At 61.0% G+C, this 21,806-nt stretch carries 20 protein-coding genes; 12 read left to right on the top strand and 8 right to left on the bottom strand.

The window, feature by feature from the left end; translation table 11 throughout:
- Window positions 1-60 precede the first annotated feature (60 nt).
- The 3 genes from BG455_RS12800 to BG455_RS12790 all read right to left on the bottom strand — a co-directional run bounded on the left by BG455_RS12800 (window position 61) and on the right by BG455_RS12790 (window position 4,026).
- On the bottom strand, window positions 61-2,187 hold the full coding sequence (locus tag BG455_RS12800) for a hybrid sensor histidine kinase/response regulator (protein ID WP_245735547.1): 2,127 nt from the start codon (window positions 2,185-2,187) through the stop codon (window positions 61-63).
- 118 nt (window positions 2,188-2,305) lie between these two features.
- Window positions 2,306-3,463 carry an RsmB/NOP family class I SAM-dependent RNA methyltransferase gene (locus BG455_RS12795; protein ID WP_071470382.1) on the bottom strand — a complete coding sequence of 386 codons (1,158 nt, stop codon included), beginning with the start codon at window positions 3,461-3,463 and terminating at the stop codon, window positions 2,306-2,308.
- Window positions 3,464-3,615: 152 nt separating this feature from the next.
- Complete coding sequence (locus tag BG455_RS12790) at window positions 3,616-4,026, bottom strand: PaaI family thioesterase (RefSeq protein WP_084386388.1); 411 nt, start codon at window positions 4,024-4,026, stop codon at window positions 3,616-3,618.
- A 106-nt stretch (window positions 4,027-4,132) separates the two neighbouring features.
- Between BG455_RS12790 and BG455_RS12785 the strand changes: the two genes are divergently transcribed.
- Window positions 4,133-4,924 carry an enoyl-CoA hydratase gene (locus tag BG455_RS12785; RefSeq protein ID WP_071470380.1) on the top strand — a complete coding sequence of 264 codons (792 nt, stop codon included), beginning with the start codon at window positions 4,133-4,135 and terminating at the stop codon, window positions 4,922-4,924.
- A gap of 62 nt (window positions 4,925-4,986) precedes the next feature.
- On the opposite strand, the gene choV is transcribed toward BG455_RS12785, so the two are convergent.
- From choV to choX, 3 genes are all read right to left on the bottom strand, one after another.
- Window positions 4,987-6,024 carry a choline ABC transporter ATP-binding protein gene (gene choV, locus BG455_RS12780; RefSeq protein WP_071470379.1) on the bottom strand — a complete coding sequence of 346 codons (1,038 nt, stop codon included), beginning with the start codon at window positions 6,022-6,024 and terminating at the stop codon, window positions 4,987-4,989.
- Window positions 6,021-6,872 carry a choline ABC transporter permease subunit gene (gene choW / locus BG455_RS12775; protein ID WP_071470378.1) on the bottom strand — a complete coding sequence of 284 codons (852 nt, stop codon included), beginning with the start codon at window positions 6,870-6,872 and terminating at the stop codon, window positions 6,021-6,023. The genes choV and choW overlap by 4 nt, the downstream gene beginning before the upstream one ends.
- A 96-nt stretch (window positions 6,873-6,968) precedes the next feature.
- Window positions 6,969-7,895: a choline ABC transporter substrate-binding protein gene (gene choX, locus BG455_RS12770; protein WP_071470377.1), complete on the bottom strand. Its 927-nt coding sequence runs from the start codon at window positions 7,893-7,895 to the stop codon at window positions 6,969-6,971.
- Between the two features lie 102 nt (window positions 7,896-7,997).
- Here choX and betI point away from each other — a divergent pair, with 102 nt between their 5' ends.
- From betI to betA, 3 genes are all read left to right on the top strand, one after another.
- The gene (betI, locus tag BG455_RS12765) at window positions 7,998-8,582 is read left to right on the top strand and encodes a choline-binding transcriptional repressor BetI (RefSeq protein ID WP_111361124.1); all 585 of its coding nucleotides are present in this window, start codon (window positions 7,998-8,000) and stop codon (window positions 8,580-8,582) included.
- Complete coding sequence (gene betB, locus BG455_RS12760; protein WP_071470376.1) at window positions 8,579-10,030, top strand: betaine-aldehyde dehydrogenase; 1,452 nt, start codon at window positions 8,579-8,581, stop codon at window positions 10,028-10,030. The genes betI and betB overlap by 4 nt, the downstream gene beginning before the upstream one ends.
- 157 nt (window positions 10,031-10,187) lie before the next feature.
- Entirely contained in the window at window positions 10,188-11,831 is a 1,644-nt protein-coding gene (betA, locus tag BG455_RS12755) for a choline dehydrogenase (RefSeq protein ID WP_071470375.1), read from the top strand.
- 236 nt (window positions 11,832-12,067) lie between these two features.
- On the opposite strand, the gene BG455_RS12750 is transcribed toward betA, so the two are convergent.
- Window positions 12,068-13,285 (bottom strand): FAD-dependent monooxygenase, encoded by a 1,218-nt coding sequence (locus tag BG455_RS12750; protein ID WP_071470374.1) that lies wholly within the window; start codon window positions 13,283-13,285, stop codon window positions 12,068-12,070.
- A 343-nt stretch (window positions 13,286-13,628) separates the two neighbouring features.
- Between BG455_RS12750 and BG455_RS12745 the strand changes: the two genes are divergently transcribed.
- Window positions 13,629-14,321: a thermonuclease family protein gene (locus BG455_RS12745; RefSeq protein WP_071470373.1), complete on the top strand. Its 693-nt coding sequence runs from the start codon at window positions 13,629-13,631 to the stop codon at window positions 14,319-14,321.
- 129 nt (window positions 14,322-14,450) lie between these two features.
- On the opposite strand, the gene rpsU is transcribed toward BG455_RS12745, so the two are convergent.
- The gene (gene rpsU, locus BG455_RS12740) at window positions 14,451-14,657 is read right to left on the bottom strand and encodes a 30S ribosomal protein S21 (protein WP_071470372.1); all 207 of its coding nucleotides are present in this window, start codon (window positions 14,655-14,657) and stop codon (window positions 14,451-14,453) included.
- A 108-nt stretch (window positions 14,658-14,765) separates the two neighbouring features.
- On the opposite strand from rpsU, the gene BG455_RS12735 reads away from it, so the two are divergent.
- The 7 genes from BG455_RS12735 to BG455_RS12705 all read left to right on the top strand — a co-directional run bounded on the left by BG455_RS12735 (window position 14,766) and on the right by BG455_RS12705 (window position 21,709).
- Entirely contained in the window at window positions 14,766-15,461 is a 696-nt protein-coding gene (locus BG455_RS12735; protein WP_084386422.1) for a COQ9 family protein, read from the top strand.
- Window positions 15,462-15,521: 60 nt separating this feature from the next.
- On the top strand, window positions 15,522-16,385 hold the full coding sequence (locus tag BG455_RS12730; protein ID WP_071470370.1) for a branched-chain amino acid aminotransferase: 864 nt from the start codon (window positions 15,522-15,524) through the stop codon (window positions 16,383-16,385).
- A gap of 87 nt (window positions 16,386-16,472) precedes the next feature.
- The gene (locus tag BG455_RS12725) at window positions 16,473-17,465 is read left to right on the top strand and encodes an NAD(P)H-quinone oxidoreductase (protein ID WP_084386420.1); all 993 of its coding nucleotides are present in this window, start codon (window positions 16,473-16,475) and stop codon (window positions 17,463-17,465) included.
- Window positions 17,466-17,656: 191 nt separating this feature from the next.
- Window positions 17,657-18,766, top strand: a complete 1,110-nt coding sequence (locus BG455_RS12720) for a polyamine ABC transporter substrate-binding protein (RefSeq protein WP_111361133.1) — start codon at window positions 17,657-17,659, stop codon at window positions 18,764-18,766.
- 65 nt (window positions 18,767-18,831) lie between these two features.
- Complete coding sequence (locus tag BG455_RS12715) at window positions 18,832-19,965, top strand: ABC transporter ATP-binding protein (RefSeq protein WP_071470368.1); 1,134 nt, start codon at window positions 18,832-18,834, stop codon at window positions 19,963-19,965.
- A 53-nt stretch (window positions 19,966-20,018) separates the two neighbouring features.
- Window positions 20,019-20,909, top strand: a complete 891-nt coding sequence (locus tag BG455_RS12710) for an ABC transporter permease subunit (RefSeq protein WP_071470593.1) — start codon at window positions 20,019-20,021, stop codon at window positions 20,907-20,909.
- Window positions 20,909-21,709: an ABC transporter permease subunit gene (locus tag BG455_RS12705; protein WP_111361125.1), complete on the top strand. Its 801-nt coding sequence runs from the start codon at window positions 20,909-20,911 to the stop codon at window positions 21,707-21,709. Before BG455_RS12710 ends, BG455_RS12705 begins: the two co-directional genes overlap by 1 nt.
- The last annotated feature ends 97 nt before the right edge of the window (window positions 21,710-21,806 follow it).

The raw sequence follows: 21,806 nt of genomic DNA, 5'->3' as shown, positions 1-21,806 counted from the left end.
TTTTGCATGAACATGATCTTTCGGCAAGGGCTGCTGAATGGCCCGCCAAGGGCAGGGTGGTCAGGCCGCCTTGACTGGCTCGCGCAGTTGCGCATTCACGGTTTGGGTGAATTCGGCCAGTGAAAAGGGTTTGCCAAGGAATGTTGCGTTGCTGATTCGCGCCTGCGCGGCAACACGGCTGTCTTCGGCATAGCCGGACATGAAAATCACAGGTGTTTCCGGAAATCTGTCGCGGATTTCCGCGATCCAGCTGGGACCATCAAGGCCGGGCATGATGACATCTGTGACAAAACAATCCGGGCGGATGGTGTGGTCTGTCAAAATATCCAATGCGGCTTCGCCGCAATCTGCCTCAAGCACCTTGTGGCCTTGCAGTTCTAGCGCGCGGGCCGCGAAAGAGCGCACAGGCGTTTCATCCTCGACCAGCAGAATGAGCGCATGCCGCAAGTGCAGGGCCGTGTTGTGCAAGCTGTCCCGAGTGGGCGTTTCGGGCACGGGGGGTGCCGGTTTTTGGGCGGCGAAATAGAGGGTAAAGCTTGCGCCTACACCCTCCTCGCTATCAACAAAAATATATCCGCCGGATTGTTTGACGATCCCGTAGACAGTGGACAGGCCAAGTCCTGTCCCCTCTCCCTGACGTTTTGTGGTGAAAAACGGCTCGAACACCTTGCCGATTAGCGCTTGCGGGATTCCCACACCATCGTCGCTGATCGTGATCAATGTATAGGTTCCCGGCGGCAGCTGGACATTCTCGCGCGTTAGTCCCTGTGGCAGGGGGCGGGTTTCCGTCTCGATCCGAATTTCGCCGCCCATTGGCAGCGCGTCGCGGGCATTTACCACAAGGTTCATCAAGATCTGCTCGAACTGGCGCTTGTCGGATCTGATGGGGGCGACATCGGTGCCATGGCGTAAAGTCAGTGTCACTTTTTCGCCCACCAGACGATTCAGCAGATGCGTCACATCTTCTATCGTTTCATGCAGATCGAGCGTTTCGAATTTCAGGGTTTGCTGGCGCGACAAGGCCAGCAGCTGGCGCACCAGGGCTGCGGCGCGGTTGGTATTTTGTTGTATCTGCATCAGATCAGGGAAATCCAGATCGCTGCGGTCATGGCGCAGCAGTAACAGGTCGCAATGCCCGGAAATAGCCGTCAGAAGGTTGTTGAAATCATGCGCCACCCCCCCCGCCAGCTGCCCGATGGCCTGCATTTTCTGGCTTTGAGAGAATTTCGCCTCGAGCGATTTCAACTCGGTCACATCACTGAACACGACAACAATGAATCCTGCCTCTGCAAACGGGGGGGCCGTGAGGGTGACTTTCAGATAGGTTTCTGAAAAATTCTGCTTCAAACGCAGGACTTCGGTTGAACGGGCGATGCGCCCCGCAGCGATGTCGGCGATCCATTCCGCCACAGGCCGCCCAAGCCCTTCGAGAAGGTCGCTCAGACGCGGAAGACAGGTGTCGCGCATACCCAAAAGGCGGCGGGCTTCGTCGTTAACATAGGTTAACTGCCCCTCGATGTTGATATGCGCCAGCCCGACGGGCAGTGTTTGCAGATGCTGTGTGTCATCCGGTTGCGCCGCGGTGTTTTGTATATGCGGCGCAGGGGGGGCTGGGTTTTCATCGGGCAACGGCGCGCTGGGTGCAGACAGGTTTTCAAGATCGATCCGCCAGAGGAATTGCGCGTCGCCAAGCTTGGCAACATGATAGGCCCTATGCGTGTTGTGCAATGCAAGGTGATGGTCTGCGCTGTCGGTCGCGCAGGCAAGATCATGCATACGCGTGACAAAGCCGTCGGGGTTGGCGTGCATATCCGACAGGATGGCGCTGAGATCGCAGGGTATGTCACTGCCGAAATGGGTGGCTGCGGCACTGTTTTGCCACAGTATGTGCCCATCTTCATCGGCAAGGATATATGCCGCCCCGGACCCGCCCAAAAGCTGCATAAGGCGCCGCTTGTCGCGGGTTCTGATTGCGCCCATCAGGTGCTTTGCACCCCATGCAACACCGCCCAGTAGCAGTAGCGCGGTGCCCGCGCTTACATAAGCCAGTGATGTCACAGCCGAGGCCGATAGCAGCCCCAAAAGGCCCAGTACGACCCCGCTGCTCGCCAAAGCGGCCAAGGCGGAATTTGGCACCGCCTCTGCCATCAGCGGTAAATCGCGGCCCAAAGATACAAAACGTGACACGCGCAAATGCGACCCCAAAAAATAACTTTCACATAAAATATACCGAGAAATTCTTAACTTCTGGTTAATGCGATTTTGGGGTCATCGCACGCGCTATGCAACCAAAAGTATAGTTATTTCACGTTTTTCGCGTATTGATCAGCGCGAGATAAAAGCCGTCGCCGCCGTCCTGCGGTGTGAACTGGCGGTCCTTCACCAGCTCCAGATCAGGGTTCCGGCCCAGAAATGCGGTGATCTGGTCGTGGTTCTCAGAGGCCAGCATGGAGCAGGTGACATAGGCGAGATACCCGTCATGGCGCATATGGGTTTTCGCCTTGTCGAGGATATGCGCCTGTATAAGGTGCAGCTTTTCCAGCCCTTCTGGAGTAAGCGCCCATTTCCCAGCGGGGCTGCGCCGCCAGCTGCCAGAGCCGGAGCAGGGCACATCGGTCAGGACAAGATCGAACTGGCCCTCTGGCCGGTTTGACAGCGTGATGCTGGCCTGCGCGCGTTTCGCCCGTGGCGGTATATCCTGCATGCGGGCGGGGTTTGCGTCATGTGCTGTCACAAGCGCGCCAAGTGCTGCCAGCGCCAAGGCTTTGCCGCCGCCACCTGCACAGTAATCAAGCACGGTTTTGCCCTGTACGGGCGGCAGCGCCGCGATCACAGCCTGCGAGGCGGCATCTTGCAATTCTACCAACCCGTCAAGATAGGCTTTGGATTGCTGGATTGCGCGCGGGTTGGTTTTGACCTCCAGCGCGGTCGGGGCGAGGGGGTGCAGGGTGGCCTCAATGCCGTCCTGTGCCAGCAGGGCGATGGCCTGATCCCGAGAAATGCGGGCAGTGTTGACGCGCAAAAACACAGGTGCACGCTGGCGCAGGGCCTGAAGGGCAGGCGCGAATTGCGCAGCAAGGCTGGCGTCAAGCTGTGGGGCCAGCCATTCGGGGCAGTCGAGCGCGACAGTCTGTGGCATGGGCGGGGGGGTATAGGCGGCCTCTGCGGGGGTGAGGGGAGCGGGCGCATGGCCTGTGCCAGTGAACTGCGCCGCAGGGTCTTGGCCTTGCGCGCGCAAGGCCCCCAGAATCAGCCCGCGTCCGGTTTCCGCCCCGCCCAGATGCGCGAAAGAGCGTTTGCACCGCAGCGCGTCGAAGACAATGTCGCGCACGGCCGCCCTGTCCTTGGAGCCTGCATAGCGGCTGTTGCGCGCCCAGCGTGTCAGGGCCTGTTCGGCGGGCATGCCATTGAGGGTTTGGTCAAGGATTTCGGCAGCGGCCTGAAGGCGGGCGGCAGGGGTCATGGGGGCCTCTTGGGTCGGATTTGGCGCGGTCTTATCAGGCCGGTGTGCTGTGGGGAAGCCGGGTCGCCGCACAGGCGCCCACCCACCCACCCTATCGGCGCATGGCCCGAAGAGGGGCCATGCGCCTTGCGCCTGTGCGGCGACCCTGCGCGTTATGGCGCGGGCGGGATGGAATAGGTGAGAGCTGCGCGCGCCACGGGCGTGTCATGCCCCTCCGAGTAGATCAGGCATTCGCCCACAGCAAGCACGCGGCCCAGTTTCAGCAGGCGCGTGTGGCAGATCAGATCGACACCGGCGGCGGGTTTGCGCATGAAATCGATAGAGCAATTCGTGGTCACACTCAGCGCTTTTGGTCCGATCATGGCCATGATGGCCAGATAGACCGCCACATCGGCCAGGGCAAACATGGCCGGGCCGGAAACCGTGCCGCCCGGGCGCAGGTGGCGTTCGTCGTTCAACAGGCGCACTGTCGCGGCCATCGGGGCGAGCGCGTCGATGGCGAACATATGGGCCACTTGTGGAAATTCGGATATGAGGAACTGGCTGAGGGCCTCTTGGTCCATTTTCAGGGTTGTTGGTGTCACCTGTTCCTCCTGCCACGCCCGAACTGGGCTTTTCCTGCACATGTTATCTGTCTAAGCTCACATCAAAAGCAGAAGGATATGCAAGATGGAAGATGAAATTCTGCGCTGTGACGTCGCGGACGGGGTGGCACGGCTGGAGATGAACCGCCCTGCAAAGCTGAATGCGCTGTCGGATGCGATGTTGGCGGCATTACAAGCACAGCTGGGCGCGCTGGGGCAAGACAGGTCTGTCCGGGTGATTGTTCTGTCGGGGGCGGGCAAGGCATTTTGCGCAGGCCATGATTTGGGCGAGATGCAGGCCGGACGTGCGCAGGCGGATAAGGGTGCTGCGTATTTCGCCGATCTGTTCGCGCGCTGCACCGAGGTGATGCTGATGATCCCTGCGCTGCCGCAACCTGTCATCGCCGAAGTGCATGGAATTGCCACGGCAGCGGGGTGCCAGCTTGTGGCGTCTTGTGACATGGCGGTGGCGGCACAGGGCACGCGGTTTGGGGTAAACGGGGTGAATATCGGGCTGTTCTGTTCCACGCCTATGGTGGCATTGACGCGCAACATTCCACGCAAGGCCGCCTTCGAGATGCTGACAACAGGGGCCTTCATCGAGGCAGAGCGCGCGCAGGCGCTGGGCTTGGTCAATCATGTTGTGCCCCATTCTGAATTGCGCGCGCATACTGATCAACTCGCGGCAACAGTGGCGGCCAAACTGTCATCGGCGGTGCGGGTTGGCAAACAGGCGTTTTACCAGCAAGCCCAGATGAGCGTGGCCGATGCCTATGCCCATGCGGGGGGCGTCATGGTAGAAAACATGCTGTGGCGTGACACAGAGGAGGGGATTTCGGCCTTTCTGGACAAGCGCAAGCCTGATTGGGCGCAGTGAGGCCAACTGTCTTGCGGGGGCCAGGCGTTTTTTGGATATTTGAACAAGGGTGAAAGCCCAAGTCAGCGCGCACCGCGTCTGACGGTTAGGGCATCCATCACCGAGGCGCGCGAGATATGGCCTGCGGGCCGCGCGCCCTCGGTCACGCCAAGACAGTCATCTTCGGGGCCGAACTGCTCCATCACTGCGCGGATGGGGGTGTCGATATCGACGCTGCGGGTGGATGCGGGGGCGGGGCCAGAGACCAGCGCATCGCGCGCGCGCAACACGCCCAGCGGGTTCATATTGGCCACGAAATCGGCCACATAGGCATTGGCGGGGTTCGAGAAGATCTCAGCCGGTGTGCCGCATTGGATCATGCGCCCGCCTTCGAGAATTGCGATGCGGTTGCCCAGTTTGAACGCCTCGTCCAGATCATGGCTGACAAAGATGATGGTGCGCTTCAAGCGGTCCTGCAATTCCAGCAATTCATCTTGCAGCCGCGCGCGGATGAGGGGGTCAAGCGCGGAAAAGGGCTCGTCCATCAGCAGGATCGGTGCATCTGTGGCAAAGGCGCGGGCAAGGCCCACACGCTGTTGCATGCCGCCTGACAACGCGCTGACGGGCTGGTCGGCCCATTGCGTCAGGCCCACGAGTTCCAGTTGCATATCGATCTTTGCGCGCCGGTCGCGCGCGCCGATGCCCGCCAGTTCCAGCCCCAGCCCCACATTCTCGCGCACAGAGCGCCAGGGCAACAGGCCGAATTGCTGAAACACCATTGCCACGCTTTTCATGCGCAACTGGCGCAGCTTCGCGCGGCTGGCCTTGGGGACAGAGACAAGCCCGCTGCCGTCATTGACCAGCACATCGCCCTGCACGATGGGGTTCAGCCCGTTGACAGCGCGCAAAAGGGTTGATTTGCCCGACCCCGACAGGCCCATCAGCACGACGATTTCGCCTGTGCCCACATCAAGCGAGCAGTCATGCACGCCCAGAACCTGACCCGTGGCGCGCTTGATGTCGTCGCGGCTTTTGCCTGCGTCCATCAGCGCAAGGGCCTTGCCGGGGTTGGGGCCAAAGACGATCGAGACATGCTGGAAGCGGACGGCGGGGGTGCTCATCGCTTCACCTCTACGCGCAGCATCCGGTCGAGCATGATGGCGACAGCTACAATAACCGCGCCTGCCTCGAACCCAAGGCTGGCATTGACAGTGTTGAGCGCGCGCACGATGGACACACCAAGCCCGGGCGCGCCGACCAAACCCGCGATCACAACCATCGAGAGCGAGAGCATGATGGTCTGGTTCAATCCTGCCATGATCTGGGGAAAGGCAAAGGGCAATTCCACTTTCCAGATGCGCTGGGCAGTGGTTGCGCCGAATGCGGTCGCCGCTTCAGATAAGGCCGTAGGGGTGGAGCGGATGCCCAGTTCCGTCAGCCGGATCGCGGCGGGCATGGCAAAGATGACGGTCGCCACCAGCCCCGGTACCATGCCAAGGCCGAACAGAACCAGCACTGGAATCAGATAGACGAATACCGGCAAGGTCTGCATCAGATCCAGCACCGGGGTGAGGGCGCGGTAAAAGCGGGGGTGATGCGCGGCATAGATGCCAAGCGGCACGCCCACGCCCATGCAGACCACACAGGACGCGATGACCAGAGTCAGGGTTTGCATGGTCAGCATCCAATAGCCTTGGTTCAGCGCGAATAAGGCACAAAACGCGACGATCAGCACAGGCACCCATCTGCGCTGCAAGACCCATGTGATCGCACAAAACGCCGCGATGACAGCAAACGGGTGCGGAGTCTGCAAGGCAGAGGCCAGCAGGCCGATAATGGTGCGAAGCCCCGCTTCCAACCCGTCAAAGGCCGTGATGAACGTGTCTTGCAGCCAGTCGAAGGCACTGGCGACAGTGCGGCCAACAGGAATTTTTGCATCCAGAATGGGTTTGGTCAGGAAATCTGACATCGTCTTGCTAGTCCTGACCAAGGGGCCCCGGATCAAGTCCGAGGCGGTCGCGCAACATGGCCCCGGACTTGATCCGGGGCCTCTGGGTTTGGTGGCTCATTCCTCCAGCACAGCCAGAACTGCGGCCAGCGCGTCCCCGCCATCGCGGGTTGTTACGCCTTCCAGCCACGGGCTGATCGCATCCTGATTGGCCGAAAGCCATGCCAGGGCCGCCGCCTCGGGGACGGTTCCATCATTCAGGATCGCGCCCATGATCTCGTTTTCCATCTCCAGCGTGAATTCCAGATTGTTCAGGAAGATGCCCAGATTGGGGCATTCCTCGACCAGACCTGCGCGGGTGTTGGTATAGACTTCTGCCCCGCCGAAATCAGGCCCGAACCACTCATCGCCGCCCGCCAGATAGGTCATGTCGAAATTGGCATTCATCGGGTGCGGCTCCCACCCCAGAAAGACAACAGGTTCTCCGCGCCGGTCCGCGCGTGCGACCTGTGCCAGCATGCCTTGCTCGGAGCTTTCGACAACTTCAAACCCGCCAAGCCCGAACGCATCGGCGTCGATCATGTCCAAGATCAGGCGGTTGCCGTCATTGCCCGGCTCGATCCCGTAAATGCGGTTTTCCAATGCCTCGGCATTCGCCGCAATATCGGCGAAATCGGCAATGCCCAGTGCGGCACCGTGCGTGTTGGTGGCCAGCGTATATTTCGCGCCTGCAAGGTTGCGGCGCACTGTCTCGACTGTGCCCGCCTCGCGGTAGGGGGCGATGTCGGCTTCCATCGTGGGCATCCAGTTGCCAAGGAACACATCAATATCGCCATTGGCCATAGAGGTGTAGGTCACTGGCACCGACAGCACCAAAGTGTTTGTTTCATAGCCCAGGGCATCCAGCAGCGTGGTGGCGACGGCTGTGGTGGCGGTGATGTCGGTCCAGCCCACATCCGAGAAGGTCACCGATGTGCATTCAGCGAATGCGGGGGCGGCGGCCAAAGTGGCGGCTGTGGCGAAGGTTGTCAGGCGCAGGGTCATGTCATCTCTCCCAGTTGTTTTCTTTTCTTGATTGACCAATCAATAAACAATCGGCTAGTCAGTCTGCAACGAAAAACTGAATTCTAGGTGCAGGATATCGGAATGCCGAAGCTTGGGATGGAGCCTATCAGGCGCGACGCATTGATCAAGGCCGCGATTGTCGAGATCGGGCAAACCGGCTCGCTTGATGTGACGGTTAGCCGGATTGCAAAGCGTGCGGGCATGTCCTCGGCGCTGGCACATCATTATTTCGGCTCCAAGGACCAGATGTTTCTGGCCGCGATGCGCCATGTCCTATCGGTTTACGGGGCAGAGATTCGCGGCGCGCTGGTGGCCGCGGAAAGCCCGCAGGGGCGGCTGCGTGCGCTGGTGCGCGTGTCATTCACGGGCAGCAATTTCCGGCGCGAAGTGGTGGCGGCGTGGCTGAACTTCTACGTCATGGCGCAGCGCAACCAAGAGGCCGCGCGCCTGTTACGGATATATCAGGCGCGGTTGCGCTCTAACCTGCGTTTTGCATTGCGCCCGCTGGCGTTCTCGCGCGCGCCGGAACTGGCCGAAGGCGCGGCCGCAATGATCGACGGGGTCTACCTGCATGAAGCGTTGGGCACAGGAGAGCCGGATGGAACCCGCGCCGCACAACACGTCCAGGACTGGATCGAGGCCGCGATAGAAGGGGGCAACAGATGAGAGCACAACCAAAAGCCAGCCATTTCATCGGGGGCCAATGGGTGGAAGACCCTGCAGGTGCAGGGTTTGACAGCATCTATCCCGCAACCGGCGAGGTTGTCGCGCGACTGCATGCCGCAACGCCTGCGGTGATCGACAGGGCGCTTGCCGCAGCGGCAGAGGCGCAAAAGGATTGGGCGGCCCGCCCGCCGGTCGAGCGCGGGCGCATCCTGCGCCGCGCGGCGGATATCTTGCGCGCGCGCAATCGGGATTTGTCAGTGTTGGAGACGCTGGACACTGGCAAGCCCTTGCAGGAAACGCTGGTGGCCGATGCAGCCTCGGGCGCGGATGCATTGGAATATTTCGCCGGTTTCGCCGCAACTGTAACTGGCCAGACCATCCCGCTGGGCCGTGACATGGCCTATACGCTGCGCGAGGCGTTGGGGGTCTGCGTCGGCATTGGTGCGTGGAACTACCCGATGCAGATCGCCTGCTGGAAAGCGGCCCCTGCATTGGCCTTTGGCAATGCTATGGTGTTCAAACCATCAGAGATGACGCCTTTGTCGGCGCTGGCTTTGGGCGAAATACTGCAAGAGGCGGGCTTGCCTGACGGGCTGTTCAATGTGGTGCAGGGCATGGGCGATGTAGGGGCCGCATTGGTGACCGATCCGCGCGTGGCCAAAGTGTCGCTGACAGGCTCGGTTCCGACAGGGCGCAAGGTGTATGCAAGCGCGGCCGAGGGGATCAAGGCAGCCACGATGGAACTGGGCGGCAAATCGCCGCTGATCCTGTTTGAGGATGCTGATCTGGACAATGCCGTGGGTGCGGCGATGCTGGCGAATTTCTACTCGGCAGGGCAGATCTGTTCCAACGGGACGCGGGTATTTGTACACCGTGCCGTGAAAGATGCGTTTCTGGAAAAGCTGGCTTCGCGTGCGGGCCGGATTGTGCTGGGTGATCCGCTGGATGAGGGCACACAGATGGGGCCGCTGGTGTCGGACGGGCAGATGCGCAAGGTGCTGGACTATATCGCGCAGGGCAAGGCCGAGGGCGCGCGGCTGGTTTGTGGCGGCGCGCGTGTGGGGGAGTTGGGCTGTTTTGTGCAGCCCACAGTTTTTGCCGATGTGCGCGATGATATGGTGATTGCGCGCGAAGAGATATTCGGCCCTGTCATGGCGGTGCTGGATTTCGACGACGAGGATGAGGTTATCGCACGCGCCAATGCCACCGAATACGGGCTGGCAGCGGGGGTGTTCACGCGCGACATCTCGCGCGCGCACCGCGTTGTCGGACGGCTGGAGGCGGGCACCTGCTGGATCAATGCCTATAACCTGACGCCTGTGGAAATGCCCTTTGGCGGGGTGAAAGCCAGTGGTGTGGGCCGCGAAAACGGGCATGCGGCGCTGGAGCATTACACGCGGATCAAGTCGGTCTATCTGGGCTTGGGCGATGTCGATGCCCCCTATTGAATGAGGCACCAAGCCGCACGGGTTTGACCTGATTGCCGCGCCCCAAGAGGGGCGCGAAGAGAGTGTTTGGCGGGCCTGTCGGCCCGGGCGCCCGGCTTTTCATGGTGGTTTGCAACATGCTTGGGGCGATGAATTTGATGAGTGTCAGGGGATCAGCATGACAGAGGCGGAGTATATTGTCGTGGGCGCAGGCTCTGGCGGGTGTGCGGTGGCCTATAGGCTGGCCGAGGCCGGACATACTGTCATCGTGATCGAGGCAGGCGGCACCGATGCCGGCCCCTTCATCCAGATGCCCGGTGCGCTGTCTTATCCGATGAATATGCGCCGCTATGATTGGGGCTTCCAGACCGAGCCGGAGCCGCATCTGGGCGGGCGCGTGCTGGCCTGTCCGCGCGGGCGGGTGATTGGCGGGTCGTCCAGCATCAATGGCATGGTCTATGTGCGCGGCCATGCGCGCGATTTTGACCATTGGGCCGAAGCGGGTGCCGATGGCTGGCGCTATGCCGATGTGCTGCCCTATTTCCAGCGCATGGAAGATTGGCACGGGGGTGATAGCTCCGCGTGGCGCGGGCAGGGGGGGCCTGTGCATGTCAGCCGTGGCGCGCGCGACAACCCGTTATTCGATGCGTTTATCGCGGCAGGGCAGCAGGCGGGCTACCGCGCGACCCAGGATTATAACGGCGCGCAGCAAGAGGGTTTTGGCGCGATGGAGGCCACGATCTGGCAGGGCCAGCGCTGGTCTGCGGCGCGGGCCTATCTGCGCCCTGCACTGGCGGGGGGCCGCGCGACACTTGTGCGCGGTGAGGTGGCACGGGTGCTGTTTGACGCGCAGAACCGCGCCATCGGTGTGGCCTTGCAAGACGGGCGCGAGCTGCGCGCGAGGGCGGAGGTGGTGTTGGCCGCCTCAAGCATCAATACCCCGAAACTGCTGATGCTCTCGGGCATTGGCCCTGCTACGCATCTGGCAGAGCATGGGATCACGGTACGGGCAGATCGCGCGGGTGTGGGCCAGAACCTGCAAGATCATCTGGAACTTTATCTGCAATATGCAGCAAGCCTGCCGATCACGCTTTATAAATACTGGAACCTGCTGGGAAAGGCATGGGTGGGCGCACAGTGGATGTTCGCGCGCACAGGGCCGGGGGCATCGAACCAGTTTGAGGCCTGCGCCTTTATCCGGTCGCGCGCGGGCATCGATTACCCCGACATCCAATACCATTTCCTGCCAATCGCTGTGCGGTATGATGGCACGGCTGTGGCCGAGGGGCACGGGTTTCAGACGCATGTCGGGCCGATGCGATCGGCCAGCCGTGGCTGGGTGAAGCTGCGCTCTGCCCGCCCGCAAGACGCGCCGCGCATCTGTTTCAATTACATGAGCGATCCGCAGGATTGGGAAGATTTCCGCAACTGCATCCGCCTGACGCGCGAGATCATGGGGCAGGCCGCGTTTGAGCCTTACTTTCGGGCGGAGATCCAGCCCGGGGCCGAGGTGCAGGAGGATGCGGCCCTTGATGCGTTTATCCGCGCCCATGTCGAAAGTGCCTACCACCCCTGTGGGACAGCAAAGATGGGGCGGCGCGAGGATGCGCGCGCTGTGGTAGACCCGCAGGGCCGTGTGATTGGCGTTGAGGGGTTGCGTGTGGCAGACAGCTCGATCTTTCCGCGCATCCCAAATGGCAATCTGAATGCACCCTCGATCATGGTGGGCGAGAAAATCGCGGATCATATGCTGGGCCGCAGCCTGCCAAGCGCCAATCTGGAACCTTGGGTGCATCCCGACTGGACGGTAGCGCAACGGTAGTGCTGGCGTTGGCGCATCAGCGGGGTAGTGGCGGGCTTGAGGGCTTTTGATGGACATTGGAAACCTGACCCGTGCCGCGCAGCGCCGGGACTATGGCCCCCGATTCCGCGCAGGCGCATGGCGGAATTCTGCCGCAACGCAGCCCCCTGCCCATAAGGGCCACCGACGCGCGCCCCCTCTGTCAGGCGGGAAATGCTGTGTTGTAGCTGCGCGGCCCCCTTTCAGGCATGCCGCCTTCACACCCGCCCAAATCTTGATCTCAGGCGGTGCAGACGCGCGCGCAGATAAGGCCGTATCACGGTCAGCAGGATTTTGGCGATCTTGACTGGCGGGAATTCACCGCGCAGCGTTGCGACAACCGCCTCTGGTCCCAGCTTGCCCATCCTGCGAACGGATCTGTTCCAGTCCTCTGGCGTGTATCTTGCGGCGCGGGTATTGACCAGAAATCCCCATTTGTAATCGCGCTTCAGCTTGCGCCTGCATTGGCGTTCATACGCCATCAGGGGCGCGTGACGCCCGGTTTTCACGGCCTTGCCAAGCTGTTTGCCAAGAAGCCTGCCCAACTCGATACAGATCCGGATTCCTTCTCCGATGGTCGGGGTTGCGAAATTGGCCGCATCGCCAACGCGGATCACATTGCCGAACACAAGACGGTCATCATAGGCGACCGAGGGCAGTATTCCGCTATGCATGACCGGCTCGCCGTCCAGCGTCAGTCCAAGCCTGTCAAGATAGGCCTTGTCCTGTACCACAGCATCCAGCAGGTCGCGGGGGGATTTTTCGGTATCGGGCTGGATCACCCCGACCCCGATGCGCAAGGTTCCTTGCGCTGTGCCAAAGGACCATCCATATCCTGCTGGCACCTTGCTTCCGAAAAAGATGACCCCACGATCCGGCGCATTCTTGCCCAAGGGGTATTCGTACTCGCTTCCCACGGCAAGGCGCTCCGGTTTCCGGGCTAGGCCAAGGGCTGCCAGAACCGCGAAATGCCAGCCCGATCCATCGACGATATATTTCGAGACAATGCGATCATACGCGCTGTCGCGGGCGCGAATGCTACTTTCATACAGCCCGTCTTCGCGCAGGCGGGTGGACAGAAACTTGGTCCCCAGAAGCAAGGTCCGGTCCTTGTGGTCAGATTGCTGCGCAAGCCATTTATACAGCTTCGGCGTATCGAGGATGACCGGCACTGCATTGCCCATGGGAAGGGGCGCATGCGCGTCATCGGCAAACGCTTCGTTGGTGTTCAGACGGTTATACATCCCATCCGGAATGCCAAGCCGCTTGACATCTTGCATCCAGCATCCCCCCGATGTCCGGATTGGCAGGCCGATTTCATGATCCTGATGCACGAGTATGGTGCGGACATCGTCGGGCAGGGCTGCTGCCACAGACAGGCCAGCCGGTCCACCCCCGACAATCAGCACATCGCAACTGAGAATCCTGTCGTTCATTCTGTGGTGTCCCTTGCCGCCGAACGCTTGTCCGACGGTCGACGCCCAAGCTTGTCTGGAACACGCTACACAGGCAGATTTCCGATGTCTACATTTGGTCCCCACATCTGCACAGCGCGCCGATAATTTAATCGCTGCCCCAAGGCACTAGAAGCAGCAAGCGATTCGGGTGGAATGGCAGGGGGCCAAACACTTCTTTTGGGGGCGATTGCGGGCCATGTTGCGGCGTGACCCTCGGGGGCAGTGCTGGCCCGGCATTCGTCCCCGAGACCGCGTTAATTAACCTTAACGAAAAGTTAACAAAACCCTTGACCACACGCGGCGCGCAAGGCACCTCTGGCCCATGTTAAGGATTTGTTCACTTTTTGCCCTTATTTTCCTTGCGGCACCGCTTGGGGCGGCGCAGCCGGAAATTTCGGGCGTGCCGCGTGTCATTGACGGGGACACGCTGGAGGTTGCGGGCCAGCGTATCCGGCTGGGCGGGATTGACGCGCCCGAGATGCGCGAGTCGTGTCGGAGCGCCTCGGGCAAGGCGTGGCGCTGCGGCGTCTGGTCGAAAGAGGCCGCGCAGCAGATGCTTGCGGGGCGCCAACTGCGCTGTGTCGATCTGGGACGGCGGAGTTATGACCGCCTTGTGGGGCGGTGCTATCTGGACGGGCGCGATATTGCTGTGGCCCTGATAGAAGCGGGCGCGGCGCGGCCCTGCTTGCGCCATGCCCGCGAACAGGGGCAGGAACAGGCCTATCTGCGCGCAGAGCAACGGGCCAAACGCGCCCGTTTAGGGGTTTACGGCGGGCCACTGAACCCTGTTGCAGGGTTTTGCGAGGTAGAAAGGCCACCGGCAGCGCGGGTGGCAGATATCGTGCCACCCGCGCAGGATTGCGCCATAAAGGGCAATGTCTCGGCCAATGGGCGGATCTATCACCTTCCGGGGCAGCGCCATTATGATCAGGTGACAATGCGCAGCACTGAAACGCAGTGGTTTTGCACCGAAGCACAGGCGCAGGCCGCAGGTTGGCGGCGCGCGAAGAATTAAGGGCTTGGCAGGCAGCGCTTAGCCCGTCAGGGCGCGCGAACAGACCAAAGAAAAACCCCCGCAGGCCAGGCCTTCGGGGGTCGCTCTTTCTCAGGTGGGGCAGAACCCCACCTCAGGGCCTATGCCAGATCAGAGGCCGTTTTCGCGCTGCGCTTTCTTGCGCGCGAGTTTGCGTGCACGGCGGATCGCTTCGGCTTTCTCACGGGCTTTCTTCTCGGAGGGCTTCTCGAAATGCTGCTTGAGCTTCATTTCACGAAATACACCTTCACGCTGGAGTTTCTTCTTCAGCGCACGAAGAGCCTGATCGACATTGTTGTCACGAACGGATACCTGCATGTGGTTTTCACCACCTTTCCAAGTTAGAGTTGCGTTCAAGTGCAGGAGTGGCTCGTCTAGCAAAAGCTGCGCGCTATGTCCACCCGCAAGCTGAAACGGAGAAATGCCATGAGTGACCAGACCCAGACACTGCTTGATGCTGCCCTTCTTCATGTCCCTTTTGACGGCTGGAGTGATGACACATTGAAGGCCGCCGCCAGCGATGCGGGCATTGTCCTTGCCACCGCGCGGGCGTCATTTCCGCGCGGCGGGGTCGATCTGGCGCTGGCCTATCACCGGCGGGGCGATGCGCTGATGGCGGCACAGCTGGCCGCACAAGACCTGAGCCATCTGCGATTCCGCGACCGTATCGCCCTGGCGGTGCGCACCCGGATCGAGGCGGCAGAAGATCGGGAACTGGTGCGCCGTGGCACCACTTTATTCGCGCTGCCGCCCTATGCGCCGGACGGGGCGCGCGCAATCTGGGGGACTGCCGATCTGATCTGGACCACGCTGGGCGACACATCGACCGATTATAACTGGTACACCAAACGCGCCACGCTGGCGGCGGTCTATTCCTCAACCGTGCTGTATTGGTTGGGCGATGACAGCCCGAATGCGCAGGCGACATGGAATTTTCTGGACCGGCGTATTGACGGGGTCATGCAATTCGAGCGTGTGAAAGGCGCGGTCGAGAAAAACCCGTTGCTGCGCGCAGCTTTGGCAGGCCCGCGCGCGGTTATGTCCTGCCTCAAGGCGCCTGCGCGCGCGCCCCGAACCGACCTGCCCGGATATGTCAGCCCCCCGCCCACGCAACAGGGTTGACGCCCGCGCGAATGCAACGCAGGTTGCCGCCCGAACAAGACAGGCTGGAAGGGGCAAGGCATGGCAGTCGGCAAGGACATCGTGACATGGGTGGATGGCCAGTGGCACAAGGGCAACGCGCCAATCATCGGCGCGGCAGACCATGCGGCATGGCTTGGCTCTCAGGTGTTTGACGGGGCGCGGCAGTTTGAAGGTGTGCGCCCTGATCTTGACCTCCATTCCGCCCGTATCATCCGCTCTGCCCATGCAATGGGGATGCTGCCGCCTGTGGATGCAGACATAGTGCAAGGGCTGATGGAAGAGGGCTGCGCGATGTTCGCGCCCGATGCCGCGCTGTATCTGCGCCCGATGATGTGGTCGCGCGAATCCAGCCCCGGCATTATTGACGCCATTCCCGACAGCACCGGATTCGCCATCTGTATCGAGGCGCTGGACATGCCCGCGCCGGGCGCATTCTCGCTAACCGTCTCGCCCTTCTGCCGCCCGCGCCCTGACATGGCCCTGACCGAGGCCAAGGCGGGATCGCTTTATGCCAACAATGCCCGCATCATGGCCGATGCGCGAAAACGCGGCTATTCCAATGCCTTGTCACTGGATGTTGACGGGCATGTGGCCGAAACCGCCTCGACCAATGTGTTCATGGTGCGGGACGGTGTTGTGTTAACGCCCGTGCCCAATGGCATGTTCCTGAACGGGATTACCCGTCAGCGGGTGATCGCCCTGTTGCGCGGCGCAGGGGTAGAGGTGATCGAGACCAGCCTGACGCTGGAAGATTTCGCGCAGGCGGACGAGATTTTCGTCACCGGCAATATTGCCAAGGTCATGCCCGTCACCCGCTATCAGGACCGCGAGCTGGGCGCGCCCCGTCTTGGTCTGCAAGCGCGCGAGATGTATTGGGATTACGCCCTGTCTGCACGGGCATAAGGGGGCGCTGCCCCCTCTGGCGCGGTAAACCGCGCCATTCACCCCCGGAGTATTTCGGGCAAGAAAATGACATTGAAGGAAAACGCCATGGACCTGCCAGATACAATGCGTGCCATCGAGATATCCGCGCCGGGTGGGCCAGAGGTGTTGCGCGAAGTGACGCGCCCAGTGCCGGTGCCCGGGCTTGGGCAAGTGGTGATCCGGCTGGCCTATGCCGGGGTCAACCGCCCCGATGCATTGCAGCGCGCAGGCGCCTATAACCCGCCACCAGGTGCAAGCGATCTGCCGGGGCTGGAGGGGGCAGGCACAATTGCGGCGGTGGGTGCGGGCGTGACGCGCTGGAAGGTGGGCGACAGGGTCTGTGCGTTATTTCCCGGCGGGGCCTATGCCGAACATGCGCTGACCGATGCAGGGCAGGTGTTGCCGGTGCCCGAGGGGATGGGCCTGCGCGAAGCGGCCTGCCTGCCCGAGACATATTTCACGGTCTGGTCCAATGTATTCATGCGCGGCGGTTTGCAGGCGGGCGAGCGGTTTTTGGTGCATGGCGGATCTTCCGGTATTGGGACGACTGCAATCCAGCTGGCGCATGTTTTCGGCGCGCGGGTTTTTGCAACGGCGGGGACGGACGAGAAATGCGCGGCCTGTATGCAGCTGGGGGCCGAGCAGGCGATCAATTACCGTGATGCCGATTTCGTCAAGGTCTTGCAAGATCAGGGCGGGGCGAACCTGATTCTGGACATGGTGGGGGGCGAATATCTGCCCCGCAACCTGAAGGCGCTGGCCGAGGAGGGGCGGCTGGTGCAGATCGCCTTTTTGCAAGGGCCAAAAGTCGCTGTGAATTTCGCGCCCTTGATGATGCGGCGATTGACGATCACCGGCTCGACCCTGCGGCCCCAGTCGGATGCGGCCAAGGCCGCGATTGCCACGCAGCTGGAGCGAGAGGTCTGGCCTTTGCTGGCGGCAGGCCGGCTGGCCCCTGTGATGGATAGCGAATTTGCGCTGGAAGATGCAGCCCTTGCGCATGAGCGGATGGAAACTTCGGCGCATATCGGCAAGATCGTGTTGCGGGTGGATGCATAACGCCCGACAACTGGCCGAAACTGCATCACTTTCCAAGCGCTTTGCGGTTATTTGATCGCCGCGATGCAGGTTGTCGTGAAACGGGCTTGCCAAGCCCCACTGTTTTCTTGTGGAATGGTCCCAATAAATTCGCTTAGTCACTGGCGGCACGATGTGTCGTGGAAAACAGGCTGACCAACAGGGAGATGAAGATGACAGAGAGAAAAAGATCACATGTCAATCGGGTGGTCGTTGCGGCAAGTGCGGCTGTTGTGCTGCAGAGCGGGATGGCAGGGGCAGAGACTGTCAATGTGTTCAACTGGTCCGATTATATAACGGATGAGGTGTTGCAGCAATTTACCGAAGAGACCGGCATTGCCGTCAATTACGATGTCTATGACAGCAATGACACGCTGGAGGCGCGCTTGCTGGCAGGGTCTTCGGGGTTTGATGTGGTGGTGCCCACGGCCACCTTCCTACAACGCCAGATTGCCGCCGGGGTGTATCAGCCACTGAACCGTGACTTGCTGCCCAATCTGGCGAATATGGACCCCGCCCTGATGGCGGCAGCTGCCAGCCATGACCCCGAGAATGAACACGCCACAATCTATATGTGGGGCACTACCGGAATCGGCTATAACATCGACATGGTGGCCGAGCGTCTGGGCGAGGATTTCGAGGTGGACACCTGGGCCATGATCTTTGACCCGGAGATCGCGTCGCAACTGGCCGATTGCGGTATTTCATGGCTGGATGCGCCCGCAGATATGTATCCGGCGGCGTTTGCCTGGATGGGGCTGGACCCGCAATCGACCGATGCCGCAGATTTCGAGGCAGCGACCGAAATGATGGTCGCCGCGCGTGAATATGTGCGGTATTTCCATTCGTCCCAATATATCTCGGATCTGGCCAATGGCGAGACATGTGTGGCCGTGGGCTGGTCGGGCGATGTGTTGCAGGCCGCAGACCGCGCCGAGGCGGCGGGGCAGGGCGTGAATGTCTGGTATGCCATCCCGCGCGAGGGGGCGATGCAATGGTTTGACATGATGGCCATCCCCGCAGATGCCCCCAACCCAGAGAATGCGCATGCCTTCATCAATTTCATCATGCGCCCCGAGATGAGTGCAGCGATCACGAATTATGTCTGGTACCCCAACGCCAATGCCGCGTCATGGGAGATGGTGGATGAAGAAATCTTCACTGATCCGGCAATTTTCCCGACCGCGGAAGTCACAGAAACGCTGTTCACTGGGGTGACCTATGACAGCCGCACAGACCGCACCGCAACGCGCCTGTGGACACGGGTGCGCACCGGGCAGTAAGAGCATTTTGCCCTTGCCCGATTCGCGGGCGGGGGCATTTTTAATTCTCTGCCAGGGTGGGGGCGATGTCACAGCCAGCAATTGCCGCGGATACAAAACCTTGGCGCCGCGAGGGTGCGCGCGCTTTCATTTCTGTGCGCGGGGTCACCAAGCGCTTTGACGATTTTACGGCCGTGTCGGATGTCGATCTGGACATCTACAAGGGCGAGTTGTTCTGCCTGTTGGGCGAATCCGGCTGCGGGAAATCCACATTGTTGCGCATGTTGGCAGGCTTCGAGCAGCCGACAACCGGCGCGATCACCATTGATGGCGAGGATATGGCCCGTGTCCCGCCCGACCGCCGCCCCACCAATATGATGTTTCAGTCCTACGCGTTGTTTCCGCATATGAGCGTAGAGAAAAACGTGGCTTACGGATTGCTGCGCGAGGGGTTGGCGAAATCCGAGGCCTATCACAGGGCGGGCGAGATGCTGCGCATGGTCAAGCTGGAAAAGCTGGCGCGGCGCAAACCAGACCAATTGTCAGGCGGTCAGCGCCAGCGCGTGGCGCTTGCGCGCGCGCTGGTCAAGCGGCCCAAGCTGTTGCTGCTGGACGAACCGCTTGGCGCGCTGGACAAGAAACTGCGCGAAGAGACGCAGTTCGAGTTGATCAAGATTCAGGAAACGCTTGGCGTGACTTTCATTGTCGTGACCCATGATCAGGACGAGGCGATGACGCTGGCCACCCGCATCGGGGTGATGAAAGACGGCAAGATCGAACAGATCGGAGAGCCGCGCGAGATTTACGAGACGCCCAATTCGCGCTTCGTCGCGGATTTCATTGGCTCGGTCAACCTGTTTGAAGGCACGGTCGAGGCTGTCGCGCCTGACATGATGCGCATTGAAACACAGGGGCTTGGGCCTGTGCTATTGCCACCGCAAGGGGGGCTGACACGGGGCCAACAGGTTTGGGGCGCTGTGCGGCCCGAACGCTTTGCGCTGTCACGCAGCAAACCTGAAAACACGCCGAATGCGTGGCAGGGCGTGGTCGAGGAGATGGGCTATATCGGGCATATGTCGCAATATCGTATCCGGCTGGCCAATGGCGTGCTAATCCGCGCCAGCCAGTCCAACCGCTTGCGCGATGAAGACCCGATTTCATGGGATGAACAGGTCTGGATCTCGGTGCAGCCTTCGGCATTTCGGGTTCTGACACAATGAGTGCGGGCAATGCGCTGACCCGCTCGGCACCTTGGCGCGGTACGGCGTGGGTGATGGGCAAGCTGGGATTCAGCGGGCGCAGCTTGGTGATTGCCATTCCCATGCTGTGGCTGGGGGTGTTCTTTCTGGCCCCGTTTTTCGTGCTGGGCCGCATCTCATTGGCCGAGGCGCTGATTGCCCGCCCACCCTACACGCCGTTGTTTGACCGCGCGCCTGACGGGTCTTTGCAGATCATTGCCAGCCTGGAGAATTACCGCTTTCTGATGACGGATGCGCTGTATCGCAACGCCTATCTGTCCTCGATCCGGGTGGCGCTTGTCTCGACCATCTTTGCGCTGCTGATCGGCTACCCGATTGCCTATTACATCGCCCGCGCGCCAGAGCCGAAACGCTCGGTCCTGTTGCTGATGGTGATCCTGCCCTTCTGGACCAGTTTCCTGCTGCGGGTCTATGCGTGGATGGGGTTTCTACGCTCGAACGGGGTGATCAATAACACGCTGATGTCGCTGGGGCTGATCGACAGCCCGATCCAGATGATGCAGACGGATTTCGCGGTTTATATCGGCATTGTCTATACTTACCTGCCATTCATGATTCTGCCGCTTTATGCCAACCTGACCAAGCTGGATGGCGCATTGCTGGAGGCGGCATCTGACCTTGGCGCTTCACCTATGGTGACATTCTTTACTGTCACGCTGCCGCTGTCGCTGCCGGGAATCGTGGCGGGGTCCATGCTGGTGTTCATCCCCGCGATTGGGGAATATGTGATTCCCGCGCTGCTGGGCGGGCCGGATACGCTGATGATCGGGCGGGTTTTGTGGGATGAGTTCTTTTCCAGCCGTGACTGGCCCGTGGCCTCTGCCGTGGCGATTGTCATGCTGGTGCTGGTGGTTGCACCCATCATGTGGCTGCAATCCGTCCAGAACCGGCGGGAGGAGGGCTGATGCGCGGCTGGTTCCTGCCCTTGGCTGTCGCTTTCGGGTTCATCTTTTTGTATGCGCCCATCATCTCGCTGGTGGTGTTTTCGTTCAATGAAAGCCGCCTTGTCACGGTTTGGGGCGGGTTTTCAACGCGGTGGTATGGCGAATTGCTGCGCGATCGCCAGATCCTCGGGGCGGCGTGGGTCAGCCTTCAGGTGGCGTTTGCCAGCGCCACGCTTGCTACGATTATTGGCACGCTGGGGGCCTTCGTGCTGACGCGGTTTTCCAGTTTCACGGGGCGGTTGTTGCTGACAGGCATGATCACTGCGCCGCTGGTCATGCCCGAGGTAATTACCGGCCTGTCCCTGCTTTTGCTGTTCGTCTCGATGGAAATGACATTGGGCTGGCCCGCAGGGCGCGGGCTTCCCACGATCATTATCGCGCATACGACATTTTGCGCGGCTTTCGTGGCCGTCATCGCGCAATCGCGGCTGCGCAGCATGGACGAGTCACTGGAAGAAGCCGCGCGCGATCTGGGGGCAGGGCCGGTGCGGGTGTTCTTCGACATCACCCTGCCCGTGATCGCACCTGCCTTGGTGGCGGGTTGGTTGTTGGCCTTTACCCTGTCGCTGGATGATCTGGTGATTGCAAGTTTCGTGTCCGGCCCCGGTGCCTCGACCTTGCCGATGGTGATCTTCTCGAAAGTGCGCCTTGGCGTCAGCCCCGATATAAACGCACTGGCGACGATTATCATCGGCTTTGTGCTGGTTGCCGTGGTGATTGCGGGGTGGCTGATGCGGCGCGGGATGCGCCAAGGGGAATAGCGCTTAAGGCGTATAACAAAAACTTATTGCAATAATCAGGAAAAGCAACTTAACCTGATGGCGTAACCCTGTTAGAACCATTCCAGAAATCCACATA

The sequence above is a fragment of the Roseinatronobacter thiooxidans genome, from assembly GCF_001870675.1.
In the GTDB taxonomy this organism is placed as follows: Bacteria; Pseudomonadota; Alphaproteobacteria; order Rhodobacterales; family Rhodobacteraceae; genus Roseinatronobacter; species Roseinatronobacter thiooxidans.
This window is presented reverse-complemented; position numbering and strand designations above follow the sequence as displayed.